General features: G+C 35.7%; 21 protein-coding genes. 9 read left to right on the forward strand and 12 right to left on the reverse strand.

The window, feature by feature from the left end; all coding sequences use genetic code 11:
* The 9 genes from Q0A18_RS08690 to Q0A18_RS08730 form a co-directional block, all read left to right on the forward strand.
* Positions 1-2130, forward strand: a 2130-nt coding sequence (locus Q0A18_RS08690; protein WP_292009760.1) for a TonB-dependent receptor, incomplete at its 5' end; no start/stop codon positions are given.
* Between the two features lie 11 nt (positions 2131-2141).
* On the forward strand, positions 2142-3227 hold the full coding sequence (locus tag Q0A18_RS08695) for an HmuY family protein (protein ID WP_292009761.1): 1086 nt from the start codon (positions 2142-2144) through the stop codon (positions 3225-3227).
* 19 nt (positions 3228-3246) lie between these two features.
* On the forward strand, positions 3247-4128 hold the full coding sequence (locus Q0A18_RS08700; RefSeq protein ID WP_292009762.1) for an ABC transporter substrate-binding protein: 882 nt from the start codon (positions 3247-3249) through the stop codon (positions 4126-4128).
* The gene (locus Q0A18_RS08705) at positions 4112-5152 is read left to right on the forward strand and encodes an iron ABC transporter permease (protein ID WP_292009763.1); all 1041 of its coding nucleotides are present in this window, start codon (positions 4112-4114) and stop codon (positions 5150-5152) included. Before Q0A18_RS08700 ends, Q0A18_RS08705 begins: the two co-directional genes overlap by 17 nt.
* Positions 5152-5925: a heme ABC transporter ATP-binding protein gene (locus Q0A18_RS08710; RefSeq protein WP_292009764.1), complete on the forward strand. Its 774-nt coding sequence runs from the start codon at positions 5152-5154 to the stop codon at positions 5923-5925. Before Q0A18_RS08705 ends, Q0A18_RS08710 begins: the two co-directional genes overlap by 1 nt.
* Positions 5926-5927: 2 nt before the next feature.
* Positions 5928-6578: a class I SAM-dependent methyltransferase gene (locus tag Q0A18_RS08715; protein WP_292009765.1), complete on the forward strand. Its 651-nt coding sequence runs from the start codon at positions 5928-5930 to the stop codon at positions 6576-6578.
* A gap of 7 nt (positions 6579-6585) precedes the next feature.
* Entirely contained in the window at positions 6586-7614 is a 1029-nt protein-coding gene (locus Q0A18_RS08720; RefSeq protein WP_292009766.1) for a ChuX/HutX family heme-like substrate-binding protein, read from the forward strand.
* Between the two features lie 78 nt (positions 7615-7692).
* On the forward strand, positions 7693-8565 hold the full coding sequence (locus Q0A18_RS08725) for a ChaN family lipoprotein (protein ID WP_292009767.1): 873 nt from the start codon (positions 7693-7695) through the stop codon (positions 8563-8565).
* Positions 8566-8753: 188 nt separating this feature from the next.
* Positions 8754-9377 (forward strand): peptide deformylase, encoded by a 624-nt coding sequence (locus Q0A18_RS08730; RefSeq protein WP_292009768.1) that lies wholly within the window; start codon positions 8754-8756, stop codon positions 9375-9377.
* A gap of 61 nt (positions 9378-9438) precedes the next feature.
* On the opposite strand, the gene Q0A18_RS08735 is transcribed toward Q0A18_RS08730, so the two are convergent.
* From Q0A18_RS08735 to Q0A18_RS08790, 12 genes are all read right to left on the reverse strand, one after another.
* Positions 9439-9861 carry an organic hydroperoxide resistance protein gene (locus tag Q0A18_RS08735; protein ID WP_292009769.1) on the reverse strand — a complete coding sequence of 141 codons (423 nt, stop codon included), beginning with the start codon at positions 9859-9861 and terminating at the stop codon, positions 9439-9441.
* A 9-nt stretch (positions 9862-9870) separates the two neighbouring features.
* Positions 9871-10308 (reverse strand): MarR family transcriptional regulator, encoded by a 438-nt coding sequence (locus tag Q0A18_RS08740; protein ID WP_292009770.1) that lies wholly within the window; start codon positions 10306-10308, stop codon positions 9871-9873.
* 25 nt (positions 10309-10333) lie between these two features.
* Positions 10334-10966 carry an NAD(P)H-dependent oxidoreductase gene (locus Q0A18_RS08745; RefSeq protein ID WP_292009771.1) on the reverse strand — a complete coding sequence of 211 codons (633 nt, stop codon included), beginning with the start codon at positions 10964-10966 and terminating at the stop codon, positions 10334-10336.
* A 133-nt stretch (positions 10967-11099) separates the two neighbouring features.
* Positions 11100-11831, reverse strand: a complete 732-nt coding sequence (gene lipB, locus Q0A18_RS08750; RefSeq protein ID WP_292009772.1) for a lipoyl(octanoyl) transferase LipB — start codon at positions 11829-11831, stop codon at positions 11100-11102.
* A gap of 31 nt (positions 11832-11862) precedes the next feature.
* Positions 11863-12597, reverse strand: coding sequence for a tryptophan synthase subunit alpha (gene trpA, locus Q0A18_RS08755; protein ID WP_292009773.1), 735 nt, complete (start codon positions 12595-12597; stop codon positions 11863-11865).
* A gap of 100 nt (positions 12598-12697) precedes the next feature.
* Complete coding sequence (gene trpB, locus Q0A18_RS08760; RefSeq protein WP_292009774.1) at positions 12698-13876, reverse strand: tryptophan synthase subunit beta; 1179 nt, start codon at positions 13874-13876, stop codon at positions 12698-12700.
* Positions 13866-14384, reverse strand: a complete 519-nt coding sequence (locus tag Q0A18_RS08765) for a hypothetical protein (protein WP_292009775.1) — start codon at positions 14382-14384, stop codon at positions 13866-13868. Before Q0A18_RS08765 ends, trpB begins: the two co-directional genes overlap by 11 nt.
* A gap of 8 nt (positions 14385-14392) precedes the next feature.
* On the reverse strand, positions 14393-15079 hold the full coding sequence (locus Q0A18_RS08770; RefSeq protein ID WP_292009779.1) for a phosphoribosylanthranilate isomerase: 687 nt from the start codon (positions 15077-15079) through the stop codon (positions 14393-14395).
* Between the two features lie 22 nt (positions 15080-15101).
* A complete protein-coding gene (trpC, locus tag Q0A18_RS08775) occupies positions 15102-15881 on the reverse strand; it encodes an indole-3-glycerol phosphate synthase TrpC (RefSeq protein ID WP_292009776.1) in 780 nt (259 codons plus the stop codon).
* Between the two features lie 24 nt (positions 15882-15905).
* On the reverse strand, positions 15906-16892 hold the full coding sequence (trpD, locus tag Q0A18_RS08780; RefSeq protein ID WP_292009777.1) for an anthranilate phosphoribosyltransferase: 987 nt from the start codon (positions 16890-16892) through the stop codon (positions 15906-15908).
* A gap of 19 nt (positions 16893-16911) precedes the next feature.
* A complete protein-coding gene (locus tag Q0A18_RS08785) occupies positions 16912-17481 on the reverse strand; it encodes an aminodeoxychorismate/anthranilate synthase component II (RefSeq protein WP_292009778.1) in 570 nt (189 codons plus the stop codon).
* 29 nt (positions 17482-17510) lie between these two features.
* On the reverse strand, positions 17511-18929 hold the full coding sequence (locus Q0A18_RS08790; protein WP_292009780.1) for an anthranilate synthase component I family protein: 1419 nt from the start codon (positions 18927-18929) through the stop codon (positions 17511-17513).
* Positions 18930-19100: the final 171 nt, after the last annotated feature.

Here is a 19100-nt window from a genome sequence, read left to right on the forward strand (position 1 = left end):
ATGAAGAAGAAAGTGCTTTCTATACTGTCATTATCAGCCATACTATGGACAAATGCACAGCAAAAAGATTCTCTTAATCAGGAAAAAATAGAAGAAGTTGTTATTACAGGGCAGTATAAACAGCAATCCATCAATAAATCCATTTATAAAGTTGAAGTGATTGATGCACAACAAATTAAGAATATGGCTGTTACCAATGTAGCTGAAGTTCTTAATCAAAATCTTAATATTCTGATAGAGCCTAACAAAGATTCAGGGAACTCCAGTGCGAATATCCTGGGCCTGAGTGGGGCATATACTAAAATTCTTATTGATAACATTCCGGTTGTAAGTGATGAAGGAATGGGAAACTTAGTAGACCTTTCTAAAATCAATGTAAATAATGTTGAACGTATTGAAGTGGTAAAAGGTGCCATGGGAGTAGAGTATGGAAATAATGCCCTTGCCGGTGTTATCAATATTATTACCAAGAAAAATTATGGCAAAAAATTTAACGCTATAGTTTCTATACAGGAAGAAACGGTCAATAAAGATTATGATTGGTTTAAAAAAGGGAATGGTCGCCACATCCAATATCTTAATTTAGGATACAGGATTAATGATAACTGGTCCGTTTCTGCTGATATTAACCATAATGATTTTCAGGGTTATAAAGGAGACTATAAAGGTTATAAATATTTTACTGAGAATAATGACGGTAAACGTGGTTATGACTGGCAGCCAAAAGATCAGCTGACGACTAACGGAGCCATTCGTTATAATAAAAATGAAACAAGTTTTTTCTATAAAGTTAATTTCCTGACCGAAAAGGTTAATTATTATAATCCTTTGGTAGAAGAATTATATTTAGGAGGAGGAAGCAGAACCTATACTTCTAATGATACGGACTACACGACAAAAAGATGGATTCATCAGTTTAATATTCAGACCAAATTAGGAAGAATCAATTATAATGGTGATTTCTCTTATCAGTCACAGGAAAGAAAATATCAGGATTATCTGTATGATGTTCCTAACAGACAGGAATTGTCAAGAGATACAAAGCAAACCTATTATAAATCTGATGTATTGTATTCAAGAGGGATGTTCAGCAATTTTTTGAATAATGAAAAAATCAATTTCCAGTTAGGATATGAATTAGACAGGACAAAAGGTTTTGCAAGTTCTACTACCGGATTATTTGGAAGCGATAACTTGGAAAGAACGATATTTAATTATGCTAATTTCCTTTCTGCGGAATGGATTGTGAATGACTGGTTCTCACTACGTCCCGGATTAAGGTTGGTATTAAGCGATAAATTTGATTCCCAGTACAATTATTCTGCTACTGCAAGATTCAAAACTTCGGAAAGATCGGATTTACGGGCGGTATTCGGAACTGCGAATAGGTTTCCCACCTATGATGAGCTTTATACTTATATGGTCGACAGTAACCATGATATAAGAGGAAATGAAAATCTAAAACCGGAGACAGGATATTCTACAGCCTTGTTTTGGGATTATGGGTTGAAAAATACAGGAGGATGGGTATTTAATTTTAGCCTTTCAGGAATGTATCTGGATGTCAAAGACAGAATTGAAAGCGTAGTTATTAGCAACAGCCCTTTACGTTATACTTACTTGAACGTAGACAATTATAAATCCTTATTGTTCGGAGGAGGGGTTAATGTTAGAAAAGGAGATTTATCTGTGAATGCAGGAGTCTCTGTTATGGGAATCTCTCAGGTATTGAATACCGGAAATATTACTTCACCGGATGATTTCAACTATTATGCGGAAGCTAATCTGGCAGCTAATTATACTTTGCCATCTACAAAAACATTATTTGCCCTTTACTATAAATATACAGGGAAACAGAAAAAGTATACCCATCAATCCGATGCCAGTGATCCTTTAGATCCGGGACAGTATTATTTAGGTGAAATAGGGGATTATAATATGCTGAATTTTACAGTCAGCCAGCCATTCTTCAAAAACCATCTCGAATTAAGCTTAGGAATCAAAAACATTTTTGATGTTACAAGCGTATCAAATACCACACTTGCCGGAGATGGACATAATGCTGCGACCGGTAGTCAGAATCTATTCTATGGCAGAAGCTATTTTGCCAGATTAAATTATAATTTTTAAAGCTTCTTACAATGAAAAAAATACTGTTTAGTCTTTTAGTGGCCATTTCTTTTGTTTCACAATCCTGTATTAATGATAACGAAGATGCGGTTGCTGTATCTCCCACTGATGGAGCTGTCATTAACCCTGATGTAGGAGGAGCTACAGAACCTAATCAGGTTTGGTTTGATCTGGGAACTGGAACGGAAACTCTTAATCAAAGAACGGATTGGGATCTTGCCTTTTATTCTGGAAATGAATTTAAAGTAGTGATGAATTCATCCATTATGATGGCAGCAGGCAAAATTTCAGGAGCTACAGATATTGATGTTGTAAAAGAATCTGATGTTACTGCTTTAATGACTCAGGTGCAGGTTGCCAATTTTAATCCTTCAAATGTAGCTTATATCGATGATGTTAACGGGAATTTTCCTTCAGGTTCTACAGCTATTGAAGAAGTTCTGTCCACCGATTCTGAAAATGGAATTTATTTACTGAATATGGGACATAACATTTATACGGGTTCAGTGGCGACTGGTTCGGTAACGACAAGCGGTGATAGCAGAGGATGGATGAAAATCCAGGTGGTAAGGTCAGGAAACGGATATAAAATAAAATATGCCGGTTTGAATGATACAAGCCACAAGGAGTTAACCATTACTAAAAATACTGCTTATAATTTCAATTTTGTAAGCCTGGTAAATAATTCCGAAATATTTATACAGCCTGAAAAGAAAAAATGGGATATCTGTTTCACTGTATTTACTAATATTATTACAGGAGCAGGAAGTTATGTATATGCTGACTTTGTTACCACGAATATTATGGGAGGGGTTGGAGCTTATCAGGTAACAGTAGCTTCAACTGAGTCAGGAGTGGAAGCTTACAATAATTTTACCGCTTCGGATATAGATCAGTCTAAGTTTGAGTATACAGACCAGCGTGTAATCGGAGCTAATTGGAGAAATCCTGTAGGAACCAACGGACTCGAAACATACGGAGACCGTTTCTATGTAATCAGAGATGCTGAAGGGTACTACTTCAAACTAAGATTTACCAGAATGACAAGTACCGATGGAGAAAGAGGAAGACCTCAGTTCGAATACAAACCTTTATAAAATCAATAAAAGTATATACATGAAAAAATTAATCTTAGTAGCGTCAATGCTTATTGCAGTGTATTCTTGTAAAAAAGCGGATGCAAAATCAGAAAATAATACAGAAGTTACAGCTTCATCTGAAGCACCAAAAACAAGTAATAAAATAGTTACCCTTAGTGGTGGAATTACAGAGATTGTAAGTGCATTAGGGCATGAAAGTGAAATTGTAGGAACAGATGTTACCAGTACATATCCCGAAAGTCTAAAAGCTACAGCTAAAGACCTAGGGCATGTAAGGTCTATGACTATTGAGCCGATCATGGCTGTGAATCCCACTCTAATTCTGGCTTCAGATAAAGATATCAACCCCGAATTATTAGGTAAAATACAGTCCTCAGGAATTCAGACGGAGATTTTTAACCAGGAATATTCTGTAGAAGGAACTAAGAAGTTGATCGAGCAGGTTGCTAAAGCTATAGGAAACACAGATTATCAGAAACTGAATAATAAGATCGATGAAGATATGAAGCAGGTTCAGCCTATTGCTAAAAAGCCTAAAGTATTATTTATCTATGCAAGAGGAAATAATCTGATGGTAGCGGGTAAAAATACACCGATGGAAAAATTGATCGGTCTTGCGGGAGGAGAAAATGCAATCAATGATTTTGAAGACTTTAAGCCGCTTACTCCTGAAGCTGTGGTAAAAGCAAATCCAGATGTGTTATTTTTCTTTACAAGTGGATTACAGGGAGCCGGAGGAAATGAAGGAGTTCTTAAAATGCCGGGAGTTTCACAAACCAATGCCGGCAAAAATAAAAATATCATAGCAATGGATGGAGGTCTGGTTTCGAGTTTCGGACCGAGATTGGGGGAAGCTGTAGCAGGACTAAATAAATTATTAATTGAAAGCGCAAAGTAAACTATACTTTTATTTAACAATAAGTGCCGTACTGCTTGTAGCTATAGCAGTGCTGGCACTTAATACCGGAGTTTATGATTTCGGCGGTGTTTCTCCGTTTACCATATTAGGGAGGTTCATACAAGGTGATCCCGATTTATCCTTAAGCGATAAATATGTGATCTGGGACGTTCGGACAGCGAGAATCATCATGGCCATTTTAATAGGAAGTATGCTTGCCGTCTCAGGAACCGGATTACAGGGCCTTTTTAAAAACCCTTTGGCGACGGGAGATCTGATCGGTCTTACTTCAGGGGCTACCTTATTAGCAGCAGTCAGTATTGTTTTGGGAGGGCATTTCAGAGAATATCTTCCTGAAGCTTTACAGTTTTCACTTACAGGGATTTCTGCATTTATAGGTGCCTTATTATCCATGATGCTGGTCTATAGGATTTCAACGAGCAGCGGGAAAACCAATGTAGTGATGATGCTTTTATCCGGAGTTGCCATTACAGCTATAGGATTTGCGATTACAGGTTTTTTAATTTATATATCAAAAGATGAACAGCTGAGAGACCTTACTTTCTGGAATCTGGGAAGTCTGGCAGCAGCTACCTGGATGAAGAATTTAGTATTGGTTATTGTTTTAATAATCTCTTATATAGTTTTGCTTCCAAAGGGAAAAGCACTGAATGCCATGATGCTGGGTGAGAAAGATGCTCAACATTTAGGGATCAATGTAGAAAGACTGAAGAAACAGATCATCATACTTACTGCCCTGATGGTGGGAACATGTGTTGCATTTTCAGGAACAATCGGCTTTGTAGGACTCATTGTCCCTTATATTCTGAGATTGTTATTTAAATCCAATTATACATTTATCTTACCGCTTTCAGCGGTTTGTGGAAGCATATTGCTCCTGTTGGCAGATACTTTCAGCAGAAGTATAGTAGAGCCTTCGGAATTGCCGATCGGGATTCTTACCGCTTTAATGGTAGGACCTATATTTATTGTGATTTTGATCAAATTTAAAAAGGCATTATAATGATAAAGGCACATCAGATTAATTATAAACATAAAGATTTCCATATTCTGGAAGGAGTGGATATTTCTTTGGAATACGGTAAATTTTTAGCTATTGTAGGGCCTAACGGTGCCGGGAAATCGAGCTTATTAAGTATTCTGGCCCATGAAGTGAAGCAGGGAAAGCAGCAGATTTTGTTTAAAGATAAGCCTATTGACCAATGGGATATCCTAGAGCTTTCAAAAAATAAGGCCAAATTTTCACAGCATAACAGCAATGATATTCCTTTGCAGGTAAAAGATGTAGTATTGATGGGGCGTTACCCTTACTTTGATGCCCAACCGGGAAAAGAAGATCTGGAAGCCATGAATAATATGATGTATGAGACCGATGTTTATCATTTGAAGGACCGCGATTACAATACTTTATCGGGAGGAGAGAAGCAGCGTGTACATCTTTCAAGAGTTATGGCTCAGCTTCAGAATGAAATTGCCCATAAATTATTGTTTTTGGATGAACCTCTTAATAATCTGGATATTAAGCACCAGTATAAAGCATTAGAAATAATTAAAAAGTTTACCAGAAAGGCAAATAGTGCAATAGTTGTTTTACACGATCTCAATTTAGCCGCACAGTTTGCCGATAAGATTTTATTAATGAAATCCGGAAGAGTTGCCGCTTATGGAAACCCGGAAGAGGTTTTTACATCTGAGATTATCAGTGAGGCATACAACTTTCCCTGTTCGATATTTAAACATCCGGTTTCGGATAACCCACTCATTATTTTTGGATAACCATGGAAAAAGAAAAACTAAAACTATTGGCCTACAACCTTGCCAATCCGCAGGGAGAAAAGGGAATTGAGGTAGCTGAAATGATGAATACTACCAATATAGGAATGACACAGGAAAGTGTTAAAGCCCTTTTAATAGAAGATAACGAATCTGTTCTAGAAATAGGACATGGAAATGCAGGACATCTGAAAGGTATTCTTGATAGAGCAAAAAATCTCCGTTATACAGGAATTGATATCTCTGAAACGATGTATAATGAGGCAGTCAGGCTTAATAAAGAATATAAAAACCAGTCTGAGTTTATTTTGTATGACGGTGAGCAACTTCCCTTTGGAGATAAAGTATTTGACAAAATATTTACCGTAAATACCGTTTATTTCTGGAAAAATCCTGTTAATTTTTTAAATGAAATCTACAGGGTGCTAAAGGATAGCGGAACATTTGTTCTGACCTTGGGGCAAAAAGAATTTATGAAAACACTTCCGTTTACTGAATTTGATTTTACGTTGTATACAAATAAAGAAATAGAAGAAGTAGTTTCAAAAACCTATTTTAAAAGAATGAAAATCTCAGAAAAAGAAGAAGAGATACCAAGTAAAACAGGAAAAGAAAAAATAAAAAGAATTTATACAGTTTTAACCATAAAAAAATAAAATAGTAATGAGTACACTTATTAATGGATTAAAAGAAAAGTGGGAAAACCTGAAAGCAGAAAACCCGCATTTGAGAATAAGAAATGCAGCAGCACAATTGGGAGTAAGTGAAGCGGAGCTATTGACTACGAATGTTGGAGAAGGAGTAACGGTACTTAAACCCGAATTTCAGAATATATTATTGGATGTAGAACAGCTGGGAAAAGTAATGGCCCTTACACGCAATGACGAATGCGTACACGAGAGAAAAGGAGTTTATCTGAACGGTGACTTCAGCAGTCCTCATGCGCAGCTTTTCGTAGGAGAAGATATTGATTTGAGAATATTCATTAATCATTGGAAATATGCTTTTGCAGTATTAGAAGGTGATAAAAAGAGTATTCAGTTCTTTGGAAAAGACGGATTGGCTCTTCATAAAATTTATTTAACTAAAGACAGTAACGAACAGGCTTTCGATGCTTTGGTAAATAAATTTAAAGCTAACGATCAGGAGCAGACTTTTACATTTGAAGCTATAGCGCCTAAAGCTGAAGAAAAACCAGATGCAGAGGTAGATGTGGAAGGATTCCAGAAAGCATGGAGAGAGCTTAAAGATACTCATGATTTCTTCATGATGACCAGAAAATTCGGAGTAACAAGAACGCAGGCTCTTAGACTGGCACCTCAAGGATTTGCTACTAAAATTGACAATTCTAAAGTAGTGAACATTCTTGAAGATGCTTCAGAAAGCAACGTGCCCATCATGATTTTCGTGGGTAACAGAGGGATTCTCCAGATTCATACCGGAGAAGTGAAAAAAACACTTTGGCACCAGCAATGGTTTAATGTGATGGACCCTGATTTTAACCTGCATTTGGATGTAACAAAAATTGCAGAATCATGGATCGTTAAAAAACCAACTGAAGACGGGGAGGTAACAGCTATTGAAGTATTTAATAAGGAAGGTGATTTCATCGCTCAGATCTTTGGAAAAAGAAAACCGGGAATTCCTGAATTACAGGAATGGAAAGATCTTGTGGCCGGTTTAGAAAAATAAACAGTTAGATTAATCGAATAAGGCCGTTTTGTGATCATTCAAAGCGGTCTTTTTTTTATTTTTATAAAAATTTTGAATATGAAAAACGGACTCCTTATAATATTATTGTCGATTTTTGGATCTGTACAGGCTCAGAACTTTAAAGCTTATCAGTTTTATGATAAAAAAGGGAAAGAAATAAAAACAGATAAATTGATTAAGGAGCTGGCGGAGTATGATGTGATCTTTTTTGGAGAGCTTCATAATAATTCCATTGTTCATTGGCTACAGCTGAAAATTACAGAATCCTTATATGAAAAGAAAAACGGTCAGATTATTTTAGGAGCTGAAATGTTTGAAAGAGATAATCAGCCTCAGTTAACTCAATATCTTAATGGAAAAATAGATGCTGAAAACCTGAAAGATTCTGTACGTCTCTGGAATAATTATACAACAGATTATAAGCCGCTTGTTGATTTTGCTAAAAATAAAAAGCTGAATTTTATAGCCACTAATATTCCAAGAAGGTATGCCTCCCAAACAGCAAAAGAAGGGCTGGAATCATTAAATACACTGAGTGAAAAAGATAAATCTTATATTGCAGAATTGCCTATAAAAGTTACACTGGATACACCAGGATATCCGGAAATGAAAGCAATGATGGGAGATCATGCGGAAGGAACCAAAGTAATGAACTTTATTTCTGCTCAGGCAACAAAAGATGCAACAATGGCAGAATCTATTCTGAGAAATATCCGGCCCGGAAAGACTTTTATCCACTATAACGGAAACTATCACAGTAAAGAATATGGAGGCATTTATTGGTATATCAAACAGAGAAATCCGGATCTTAAAATGGCAGTGATCTCCGTATTTGAATCAGATGCCCCTGAATTGAGTACACCTAAAAAAGACTATATACCTACAGAGTTTAATCTGGTTATTCCTTCGGATATGACTAAGACTTTTTAAAAGGTTTTTTACTCTCGTAGATTTAGCAGGTAATACAGATCTTTCTTGAAATAAAAATATATAGATACCAAAAGTTAATATTCGGTTTTTGTAATCAAAATTTAAACACTTATTTATCAGGTCTGTGTTATCTGCGAGAACAAAAAAATTAAAACACAATATCTATCTTTGCAAAACATACAAGGAAAATGAAGAAATTATCTATTCTATTACTATTATCTATAGGGATTATAAATGCCCAGAAACTCACTTCCCGGGAACTTTCAATTATCAATCAGAACGATATCAATACAGCATTACCTATATATCAGACGACAAATGATAATCAGCACAAAACGCTTTTAAGCCTGTCATCTGAAATTGACCCTATAGATCCCAATACGGCAACATTGGTGAAAAGAATGAAACTTTCTCTTCAGTCCACAGATGGAGGAGTAGGAATTGCCGCCCCACAAGTGGGAATTAATAGAAAAATTATTTGGGTTCAGCGTTTCGATAAAGAGGGAAACCCTTTAGAATATTTTATCAATCCGGTAATTGTATGGAGATCCGAATTACAGAACTTAGGCCCCGAAGGGGATTTATCCATTCCTGATTTCAGAGATCAGTTTTACAGAAGTAAAGCTATTCAGGTGGAATATGTAGATCTTAAGGGACAGAAATATAATGAAATGATAGAAGGCTTTACAGCAATTATTTTTCAGCATGAAGTAGATCATCTTTTTGGAATACTTATTTCTGATAAGAAAGAAAAAGAAAAAAATGATTCATATTTAAGAGTGGATGCTTATGAGAAAGTAAAATCTGAATAATAAAAAAGAAGGAGATTATTAAAATATAATCTCCTTCTTTTATTATGAGAAAATAATATGTTTAATTATTATTGGTTACGGATAAGGTAACTTCAATATTGTTCCTTGTAGCATTGGAATAAGGACAAACCTGATGAGCTTTTTCCGTTAATTCCCGAGCTTCTTCAATGGAAACTCCCGGAATATTTACTTTCAGATTAGCAGAAAGTCCAAAACCATTGTCGACTTTTCCAAGGCTTATTTCTGCTGTCACACTGGTTTCTCCTGTTTTTATCTTAGCAGTATTGATTACCAGGTTTAATGCGCTGTCGAAGCAAGCTGAATAACCGGCAGCGAATAGCATTTCCGGATTCATATAATCATCATTGGCTCCGCCTAAAGCTTTAGGCATTCTTACATCAATATCTAAAACCCCGTTATCACTTTTTACATGTCCGTTTCTTCCGCCCTTTGCAGTTGCGCTGATGCTATACATTGTTTTCATAAACTGATTTTATTTGTTTATTTGACTCAAAATTCTTTGAATGATTTGCTTAAATTCTATTAAATCTTCTTTTTGAATGCCCGTTTTTTCCTGAATTATACCAGGGATTTCACAGGCCTTTTCTTTCAGTCCCTTTCCCGTAGGTGTAAGAAATATTTCTACAACTCTTTCATCTTCCTTTTTTCTTTTTCGTATAATAAATCCTTTCCCTTCCAGTCGCTTTAAAAGTGGGGTTAAGGTACCGCTGTCCAGAAGTAACTTTTCTCCGATATTACTTACGGTAAGACCATCATTTTCCCATAGAACCATTAAAACAAGGTATTGGGAATAAGTAATATCCAACAGTTCTTCAAGGATAGGACGATAAAGCGCTGTAATCTCCTTAGCTATAGCATACAAGGGGAAACATAGCTGATTATCCAATTTTAAAACTTCTGATTTATCCATAGAAATTTAATAGCGAAGACTTAAATTATTTTTTAATGATGAACTCTTCCATAGGAACACGGACCTTTTTCATAGAAGACAGCCAGTCATTTTTTTCATCTCTGTAACCTAAATAAAGAAGGCTTACACTTTTTAATCCTAATTCTTTCAAATTAAGAATCTGATCTACCACCTCATTGCTGAATCCTTCTGCCGGAGTACTGTCAATTCTAAGCTCAGCAGCCTGAGCCATTGCTAATCCCAATGCAATATAAGTCTGGCGGGCAGTATGGGCAAAGTGCTGTTCAGGAGTCTGTGCGCCGTATATTGCCTTGATCTTATCTGTATAACTACTGAATCGCCCTCTTGGTAATTCTCTTACATCCGTATGATGATCATAAACTTTGTCGATTTTCTCATCAGAATAACTGTCCCAAGCAGCAAATACTAAAACGTGGGAACAGTCTCTCATCACTTCAGGATTCAATGCTCCATCCACCATTTTTTCTTTTAATTCCTGATTTTCCACTACGATAACACGGAAAGGCTGCAATCCGGATGAAGTAGGAGCTAATCTTGCAACTTCTAAAATTTTATTTAAATCCTGTTCTGCAACTTTTTTTGACGGATCATAAGCTTTTACAGCATGTCTCCAATTTAAATCTTCTATTAATGACATTTTTTCTTTTTTAATGATTATAATTACAAGGCAAATGTATGACAAAATTTAATTGTGTGCAATTTAATTTTAAAAAATTTAATTTGTGAAAAAATAAAAAACACTTCTTTTACATTGAAGTGTTTTAATTTCTTTAGTTATGCTTTACAATCTCTGCTTCAAAAACTTCCATGAAATGCTTTCTGATCTTGGATTTAATATCTTCCACTTCTTCAGGAGTCAGATCTCTTTCCAGTTCTCTTTTCATAGAAGTGACTTGTTTATCCTGAATACCACAAGGAATGATATACTCAAAATATCTCATATCCGTATTCACATTTAAAGCAAAACCATGTAGAGTTACCCATCTGGAAGCTTTTACACCCATAGCACAGATTTTACGGGCGTAGGGTTTTCCTACGTCCAGCCAAACACCTGTTTCCCCTTTGGAACGCTCTCCTTTAAGTCCGTATTCAGCAATTGTCCTGATGATCACCTCTTCCAGGTTTCTCATATATAAATGAATATCCGTAAAGAAATTTTCAAGATCCAGAATAGGATAACCTACAATCTGTCCAAATCCATGATAAGTAATATCACCACCACGATTGGTTTTTACATAGGTTGCCTCTATTTCTTTTAACTTATCACTTCCGGCAAGCATATTTTCTTCGTGTCCGCTTTTTCCCAATGTATACACATGAGGATGCTCTACGAAAAGCAAATGATTGGAAGTTGTAATATGCTGCTCAGCAGGTAAGTCTCGGTTCTTTATTTTAGTATCAATAATATCTTTCATCAGTTTTTCCTGATAATCCCATGCGGGCTGATATTCTTTAATACCTAAATCTTCAAATTCAACGACTTTATTCTGATTTGTATTCATACCTTTTATTGATATACAAATTTAGTGAATTTTAGTCTTGTATGGAATGTATAAAATCTATTGCACTTTTTCTCCAGTCTTTATCCTGTAAAAGAATATTGACAAAAGCAGTTCCTATAATTCCTCCGTCCGCTTTTTCTGTCACATTTTTGAAGTCTTCTTTAGATTTAATTCCAAAACCGATCATTACCGGATTTTTTAAAGGAAGATTAGCCAGTCTGTTAAGGTATTCTTCATTTTTCAGAACAACATTTTCTTTCCCTGTGGTGGAGGAAGAGCTTACGGCATATAAAAATCCTGAGCTCAGTGAATCTAAATATTGTATTCTTTCATTTGAGGTTTCAGGTGTTACCAAAAACGTAAAATTAAGATTGTATTTTTCTAGGACTTTCTGATAATTTTTTTCGAATTCAATAGGAGGGAGGTCGGGAATAATCAAGCCGGAAACGCCGCTCTCCGAACATTCCTTACAGAAATTTTCAAAGCCGAAACTTAAAACCGGATTGATATACCCCATAAGAATAACCGGAATACTGATTTCCTGTTTTATGGTTTTCAATTGTGAAAATAACTTTTCAATGGTCATTCCATTTTTAAGTGCCATTTCATGTGCCTTTTGAATAACCGGACCATCCGCAACAGGATCGGAATAAGGCATTCCTATTTCCATCATATCCGCTCCGGCATCCTGGATTAGTTTCATGATTTCGGGAGTATTTGCCAGTTCGGGAACTCCTGCTGTGAAATATATATTTAGCTTTTTCATTTTTTATTGTATTAATGTATGGATGTAAAATGTATTCTTGAAATTCACAGGCTCATAAGTTTTTATCTTCTGATTTAAAGCCATTTTATAGGAATACTTTTTACATATTTTTCAGATACGTTTCCATATCCTTATCACCACGTCCGCTCAGGCAGATTACTACCACATCATTTTCATTAAATTTCTTCTGCTCTAAAACAGCAAGAGCATGAGCACTTTCCAGCGCAGGAATAATTCCTTCCAGTTTTGTTAATTCAAATGCTGCTTTTAAAGCCTGATCATCATTGATACTGAAAAATTCAGCACGGTTTTCTTTATGTAAATGAGCATGGAAAGGGCCTATTCCCGGATAATCAAGTCCCGCAGAGATTGAATGCGGTTCAATCACCTGCCCGTCTTTAGTTTGCATGACAAGACTCTTGCTACCATGTAATACTCCTAAAGTTCCCAAAAAAGTAGTCGCTGCTGATTTCCCAGAATCAATTCCCAATCCTCCGGCTTCGGCTGCTATGATCTTCACATTTTCTTCATTAACGAAATGATAGAAAGTTCCTGCAGCATTACTTCCGCCTCCCACGCATGCAATTACATAATCAGGAGTCTCCCGGCCGATCTGCTCGTGAAGCTGTTCTTTGATCTCTTTGGAAATGATACTTTGAAACCTTGCCACCAGATCCGGAAAAGGATGAGGGCCTACCACACTTCCGATAACGTAATGGGTGGTCACCGGATTATTGATCCAGTCTCTTAATGCTTCGTTAACAGCATCTTTTAAAGTTTTAGATCCGGATGTTGCCGCTATTACTTCCGCTCCGAGCATCTTCATGCGGGCTACATTGGGGGCCTGTCTCTGGATATCCACTTCTCCCATATACACAATACATTTAAGGCCAAGCAGTGCACATGCTGTTGCAGTAGCAACTCCATGTTGTCCGGCTCCGGTTTCAGCAATAATCCTGTTTTTTCCAAGACGTTTTGCTAAAAGAACCTGTCCCAGTGCATTATTGATTTTATGGGCACCAGTATGGTTAAGGTCTTCTCTTTTTAAGTATACTTTAGTATGATATTTTTTGCTTAGGTTTTTTGAAAAATAAAGAGGAGTAGCACGGCCTACATAATTTTTCAGCAGGTCCTGATATTCTTTCTGGAATTCTTCAGATTCTATGATTCCAAGATAATTTTTTTGTAGCTCTTCCACATTCGGATAAAGCATTTCAGGGATAAAAGCTCCGCCGAATTCTCCATAATATCCGTTGTCGTCTGGGTTTTTATAATTCATTTTGTAATTTTTTTAATAAATCTAAACTGCTTTGGTATTGTTGACTTTTAATGGAGTCATTTTGGTATAGAAGTTCTATTTTATTATTTAAATCCGTTAAAGCTGATAAATTTAATTTTGAATGATACATAGAGATAGCAAACTCTAAATTATCAATCAGATAATAAGAATCAAATTTTTCATAAGAGCAGAATATCTTACAATAAAGCCTTCCCAAGTCATAGTTGATTTGGGCTTTAACGTTACTGTTTAATATTTTATCGGCAATGATAACGAGATAATAACTGTCCCACTGATTGATATTTTCAAAAAAATATTGAATATCATCGGGCTTGAAATTTTTTAAAATACGAGTAAATTCCGATAAGTATTCCTCATTCCAGTCTCGGATATTATTGTTTTTATCGACTATAAAATTGTATAGACGTTCAACATTCTCATTATTAAATGAGGGGTGGTGTAATATTAATGTGTTGTAAAAAGAATTTTTTAATGATTTTATTTTCATTAAGTTCATTAAATTGAGTTTGATAGGTTAGATTTAAAAGCTTTTATTGTTTCTATATTTTTAATTCCTGGTTCAGTTTCAAACTTTGAATTAATATCAAGCGCGAACGGTTGCTGTACCAGAATTTTAATATCTTTTATATTATCTTCCGAAATTCCTCCGCTTAAAAAATAAGGTAGAGGAATCTCGAACTCATTGAGCAAAGACCAGTCGAATTGTTTTCCGGTTCCTCCAAAGGCTTTACTGTCTGTATCAAAAAGAAGATAATCTATTGTATTTTTAATGAGATTAATCGAACTGATTAATCCTTCTATATGTTTATTGTCAGGTGTTTGTTGTCCGATTCTGACTACTTTAATAATTTTAATTTCAGGATTTAATTTTTGTCTTAATTCTGAAATATAAGTTTCATTTTCATCTCCATGAAGCTGGATATACTTAAGTTTTGCTTTTTCTGCATATTCAACAATAGTTTCAATATATTCATTGACAAAAACTCCGACTTTGCCTGTGTGATTAACATCCGCAATACTATGTAATTCTAGATGACTAAGCACATATCTGGGTGATTTTGGATAAAATATAAACCCTAAAAAATCGGTATTCAAAGAAATAAGTTCTTCAATCTGGGAAATTTGGCTCAAACCGCAGACTTTGAGATTAATACTATGCTGATCGGTATTTTGGTGAGGCATCATAGCTTTTAATTCTTAGAGATTATAAACATACATTTGAAATAAATTCTTCAAATGCCTTTCCCGGATTTGGATTTTTCATGAAATATTCGCCCATGAGAAAACCGTCAAATCCCTGTTCTTTTAAATATTGGAAATCTTTAACACTGTAAATTCCGCTTTCTGCGACCGATAAAGTATTTTTTGGTAACTGATTTTTCAATTGTACGGAATGCTGCAGGTCTACCTTGAAATCCTTTAGGTTTCTGTTATTAATTCCTACCAGGTCCACGGCTGAATTATAATGTCGTAACTCTTCCTCCGTATGAATTTCCAATAAAACTTCTATACCAAGCTGGTGGGCAAGCTCTGTAAATTCTGAAACCTGAACAGGTGAAAGACAAGCGGCAATTAATAAAACAACATCGGCACCAATGCTTTTGGCTTCATAAAACTGGTATTCGTCGACCATGAAATCTTTCCTGAGAATAGGAATATGAATTTGCTCTCTCACATTCATAATATCATGAAAAGAACCTCCGAAAAAATCTTTATCCGTAAGTATGGAGATTCCGCTTGCTCCTGATTTTTCATAAGAAGAAGTTACTTCAAAAGGACTTGCCTGATCATTGATAATTCCTTTGGATGGAGATTGTCTTTTAAACTCAGCAATAATTCCGCTTTTGTTTTTGATGGATTCTTTTAAAGAAAGAGTTTTCCTTTCAAAAAAATAAGATTCTTTTAAAGCTTCTATGGAAATAGTAGATTTAGAATAAAGTATTTCTTCTTTTTTTCTTTCAATGATGGTGTCCAGTATGGTCATAATCGTGTTTTGTTTTTAAATAATCTAATTTCTGATTAGCTGAAGGCTTCTCAGCGCTTTTCCACTTTCCAGACTTTCCTTTGCAGATAATAAAGCCTGATCATACTCCCCGTATTTTCCAGTATGATGCAGTGCTATAGCTGCATTGGCCAATACAACAGCATTTTGTTGCTCAGTTCCGTTGCCTTCCAAAATATCCATGAAAATTTTTGCAGACTCTTTAGGTGTATTTCCCCCTTTTATGCTTTCCGGAGCCACAGCCTGAAATCCTAAATCTTCAGCAGAATAAATACTTTCTCCCTCCTTGGAAATAATCTTACTGTCCTGTGTTAAGCTGATTTCATCATATCCGTCCAGCCCGTGAACCAGAATAAAATTTCTCTGATCCTTTTGTAAAAGATATTGGTAAATCCTTGCTATCTCCAAATTGTAAACACCGATCACCGAAAACTGGGGTTTAACCGGATTAACCAACGGACCCAACAGATTAAAGAAAGTTCTCAGTCCTAAAGCTTTTCGCAGTGCTCCTACTGACTTTAAAGCAGGGTGGAAATAAGGAGCATGAAGAAAACAGATATTGGCTTTTTCAAGATTCTCATTCAGCAGATCGGAATTATCCGTGAAATGATATCCCAATTCCTCCATAACATTGGACGATCCGGTAATAGTTGATGCTCCGTAATTTCCATGTTTAGTAACTTTCTGTCCGGCACCGGCCACAACAAAGCAGGCAAGGGTGGAAATATTGATTGTGTTTTTCCCATCACCACCGGTTCCTACAATATCAACCGTTTCATTCGTATGAAGATTGACGGGAATAGCCATTTGAAGAAGCGCTTCCCTGAATCCTTCCAGTTCATCAAGGCTAATATTACGCATGAGGAAAATACTTATAAAAGAGGCTACTTCCGTGGTATTGAATTTATTTTGAGCAATTTCAATCATAATAGCCTTTGCTTCTGATTTGGACAATGTATTATGGTTAAAAAGGTATTGCAGAATTTCTTTCATCTTTGAAGTTTTAATAAGATTAGTTTAATAAAAAATTTCTGATAATCGTCTCTCCATCAGGAGTCAGGATACTTTCAGGGTGAAACTGTACGCCATGTACATCATAAGTTGTATGTTGTAGCGCCATGATCATTCCATCTTTATCAACAGCAGTGATTTCCAGTTCGGCTGGAAAACCTTCTGGATTAACAGCCCAGCTGTGATATCTTCCTACTTCTAATGGCCCGGGTAAGTTTTTGAAAAGCTTTGTGTCTTCTTTTAAAAGATCTGCTGAAGTAGCTACCCCATGGAATATTTCTGAAAGATTAATTAAATTACCTCCAAAAGCCTCGGCAATAGCCTGCTGTCCCAAACAGACACCAAGAATACTTTTTGTAGGAGCATATTTTTTGATCACCTCCAAAAGGATGCCGGCTTCATCCGGAATTCCGGGGCCGGGAGAAAGAACGATTTTATCGTACTTTTCAATCTCTTCCAATGAAATTTTGTCATTTCGGAATACATCAACTTTTTCATTCAAAACTCTTTCAATGATCTGAACAAGATTATAAGTGAAGCTATCGTAATTGTCAAAAACTAATGTTTTCATAATGTGTGTATAAAATAGGTAACAGATAATTATCTGATGGTTGTTGCTTTTTGAACGGCTTTTTTTAGCGCGTTCAGTTTATTGTTTACTTCCTGAAGTTCACTTTCCGGCTTAGATTTAGCTACCAGTCCGGCTCCGGCCTGATAATACAGTGTATTATTTTTACTCAGGAAGGTACGGATCATGATCGCCTGATTGCAGTCTCCATTCAGTCCGACAATACCGATACATCCGCCATAATACCCCCGTGAATCTTTTTCATATTGATTGATAAGCTCCAATGCTCTGTATTTCGGAGCTCCGCTTAATGTACCCTGAGGAAAAGTTGCCGATACCATTTCAAAAGGATTGGTTTCCGCAGGTAATTCTGCGGTGACTTCACTTACCATATGGATTACATGAGAAAAAAGCTGAATTTCTTTAAGCTTGGTAACATTTACATTTTTTCCCAACTTTCCAAGATCATTTCTTGCCAGATCCACTAACATTGTATGTTCCGCGTTTTCTTTAGGGTCATTTTTTAATTCTTCAATAGAGCGTAAATCGGTTTCCAAATGTCCGGTTCTTTTGAAAGTTCCTGCAATAGGGTGGATGATTGCTTTATTATCCTTTATAATGAGTTGGCTTTCGGGACTGGAACCGAATAATTTATAATTACCGTAATCAAAAAAGAATAGGTAAGGTGAAGGATTGATATTTCTTAAAGCACGGTATACATTGAACTCGTCACCTTGGAATCTCTGTTCAAACCGCCTGCTCAAAACCAATTGGAAAACATCGCCCCGCATACAATGCTTCTGAGCGGTTTTTACCAGTTCGAGATAATCTTCATCCGTAATATTGGAGCTTTCTTCACCCTTTGTTTCAAAAGGATAAACTACCGATGTCTTATTCTTAATTAAATTTTCAAGGGTATGCAGTTCAGACTTTAATCCTTCAACCTCATTTTCAATAATGTGCATTTCATCATTGTAATGATTAATGGCAATGACGTACTGATAAATTCTATATCGGAGAATAGGAATTTCAACTTCCTTACTTTGTGGCTTAAAATCTATATTTTCAAAAAACTGTACTGCTTCAAAACTGGTATATCCAAAAAGACTCTGAGCCACTTCTTCTACAGAATCCTGAGCTTTATTGGTAAAAAATGCTTTGGAGAACTGTTGCAGAAGGTCAGGGATTTTTTGCTCACCTATGGATTGTTTGATAGGTTCTTCATTAGGAAATTTAACTTCAAACTCTTCCAGGTTTTTTACTTCTATTCCGGCTATAGCATTAATGGCTATAAAAGAAAAATTGTTATCTATATGCTTGGAGTCTGAGCTTTCCAGTAAAACGGTATCTCTGAATTTATCCCTGATCTGTAAATAAATGTTCATTGGGGTTTGAAGATCACCCAATGTTTTTTTTGATGAGGTTGTTATAATAATTTTTTTATTGAACATTGTTTTGTTTTTATTTTTCGACATAAAAAAAGACTTCAACGGATTTCGTCAAAGTCTTTTATATATTTTGATAGTAATATTCCAGCTGAATGTTAGCAACAAGATAATAGCTTCAGACCCGACGAAGAGTTTGAATGCCACCACCAAATATTATTGTTACTTGAATTAAAC

The organism is Chryseobacterium sp. (assembly GCF_022712095.1).
Lineage (GTDB): Bacteria > Bacteroidota > Bacteroidia > Flavobacteriales > Weeksellaceae > Chryseobacterium.

What these genes read in the sequence shown, in the direction of transcription:
- Q0A18_RS08720 (WP_292009766.1), top strand. Translation starts at nt 6,586, where the DNA reads ATGAGTACACTTATTAATGGATTAAAAGAAAAGTGGGAAAACCTGAAA.
- Q0A18_RS08700 (WP_292009762.1), top strand. Translation starts at nt 3,247, where the DNA reads ATGAAAAAATTAATCTTAGTAGCGTCAATGCTTATTGCAGTGTATTCT.
- trpA (WP_292009773.1), bottom strand. Translation starts at nt 12,597, where the DNA reads ATGAAAAAGCTAAATATATATTTCACAGCAGGAGTTCCCGAACTGGCA.
- Q0A18_RS08765 (WP_292009775.1), bottom strand. Translation starts at nt 14,384, where the DNA reads ATGAAAATAAAATCATTAAAAAATTCTTTTTACAACACATTAATATTA.
- Q0A18_RS08735 (WP_292009769.1), bottom strand. Translation starts at nt 9,861, where the DNA reads ATGAAAACAATGTATAGCATCAGCGCAACTGCAAAGGGCGGAAGAAAC.
- Q0A18_RS08730 (WP_292009768.1), top strand. Translation starts at nt 8,754, where the DNA reads ATGAAGAAATTATCTATTCTATTACTATTATCTATAGGGATTATAAAT.
- trpD (WP_292009777.1), bottom strand. Translation starts at nt 16,892, where the DNA reads ATGAAAGAAATTCTGCAATACCTTTTTAACCATAATACATTGTCCAAA.
- Q0A18_RS08770 (WP_292009779.1), bottom strand. Translation starts at nt 15,079, where the DNA reads ATGCCTCACCAAAATACCGATCAGCATAGTATTAATCTCAAAGTCTGC.
- Q0A18_RS08695 (WP_292009761.1), top strand. Translation starts at nt 2,142, where the DNA reads ATGAAAAAAATACTGTTTAGTCTTTTAGTGGCCATTTCTTTTGTTTCA.
- trpC (WP_292009776.1), bottom strand. Translation starts at nt 15,881, where the DNA reads ATGACCATACTGGACACCATCATTGAAAGAAAAAAAGAAGAAATACTT.
- Q0A18_RS08740 (WP_292009770.1), bottom strand. Translation starts at nt 10,308, where the DNA reads ATGGATAAATCAGAAGTTTTAAAATTGGATAATCAGCTATGTTTCCCC.
- lipB (WP_292009772.1), bottom strand. Translation starts at nt 11,831, where the DNA reads ATGAATACAAATCAGAATAAAGTCGTTGAATTTGAAGATTTAGGTATT.
- Q0A18_RS08715 (WP_292009765.1), top strand. Translation starts at nt 5,928, where the DNA reads ATGGAAAAAGAAAAACTAAAACTATTGGCCTACAACCTTGCCAATCCG.
- Q0A18_RS08790 (WP_292009780.1), bottom strand. Translation starts at nt 18,929, where the DNA reads ATGTTCAATAAAAAAATTATTATAACAACCTCATCAAAAAAAACATTG.
- Q0A18_RS08745 (WP_292009771.1), bottom strand. Translation starts at nt 10,966, where the DNA reads ATGTCATTAATAGAAGATTTAAATTGGAGACATGCTGTAAAAGCTTAT.
- Q0A18_RS08785 (WP_292009778.1), bottom strand. Translation starts at nt 17,481, where the DNA reads ATGAAAACATTAGTTTTTGACAATTACGATAGCTTCACTTATAATCTT.
- trpB (WP_292009774.1), bottom strand. Translation starts at nt 13,876, where the DNA reads ATGAATTATAAAAACCCAGACGACAACGGATATTATGGAGAATTCGGC.
- Q0A18_RS08725 (WP_292009767.1), top strand. Translation starts at nt 7,693, where the DNA reads ATGAAAAACGGACTCCTTATAATATTATTGTCGATTTTTGGATCTGTA.
- Q0A18_RS08710 (WP_292009764.1), top strand. Translation starts at nt 5,152, where the DNA reads ATGATAAAGGCACATCAGATTAATTATAAACATAAAGATTTCCATATT.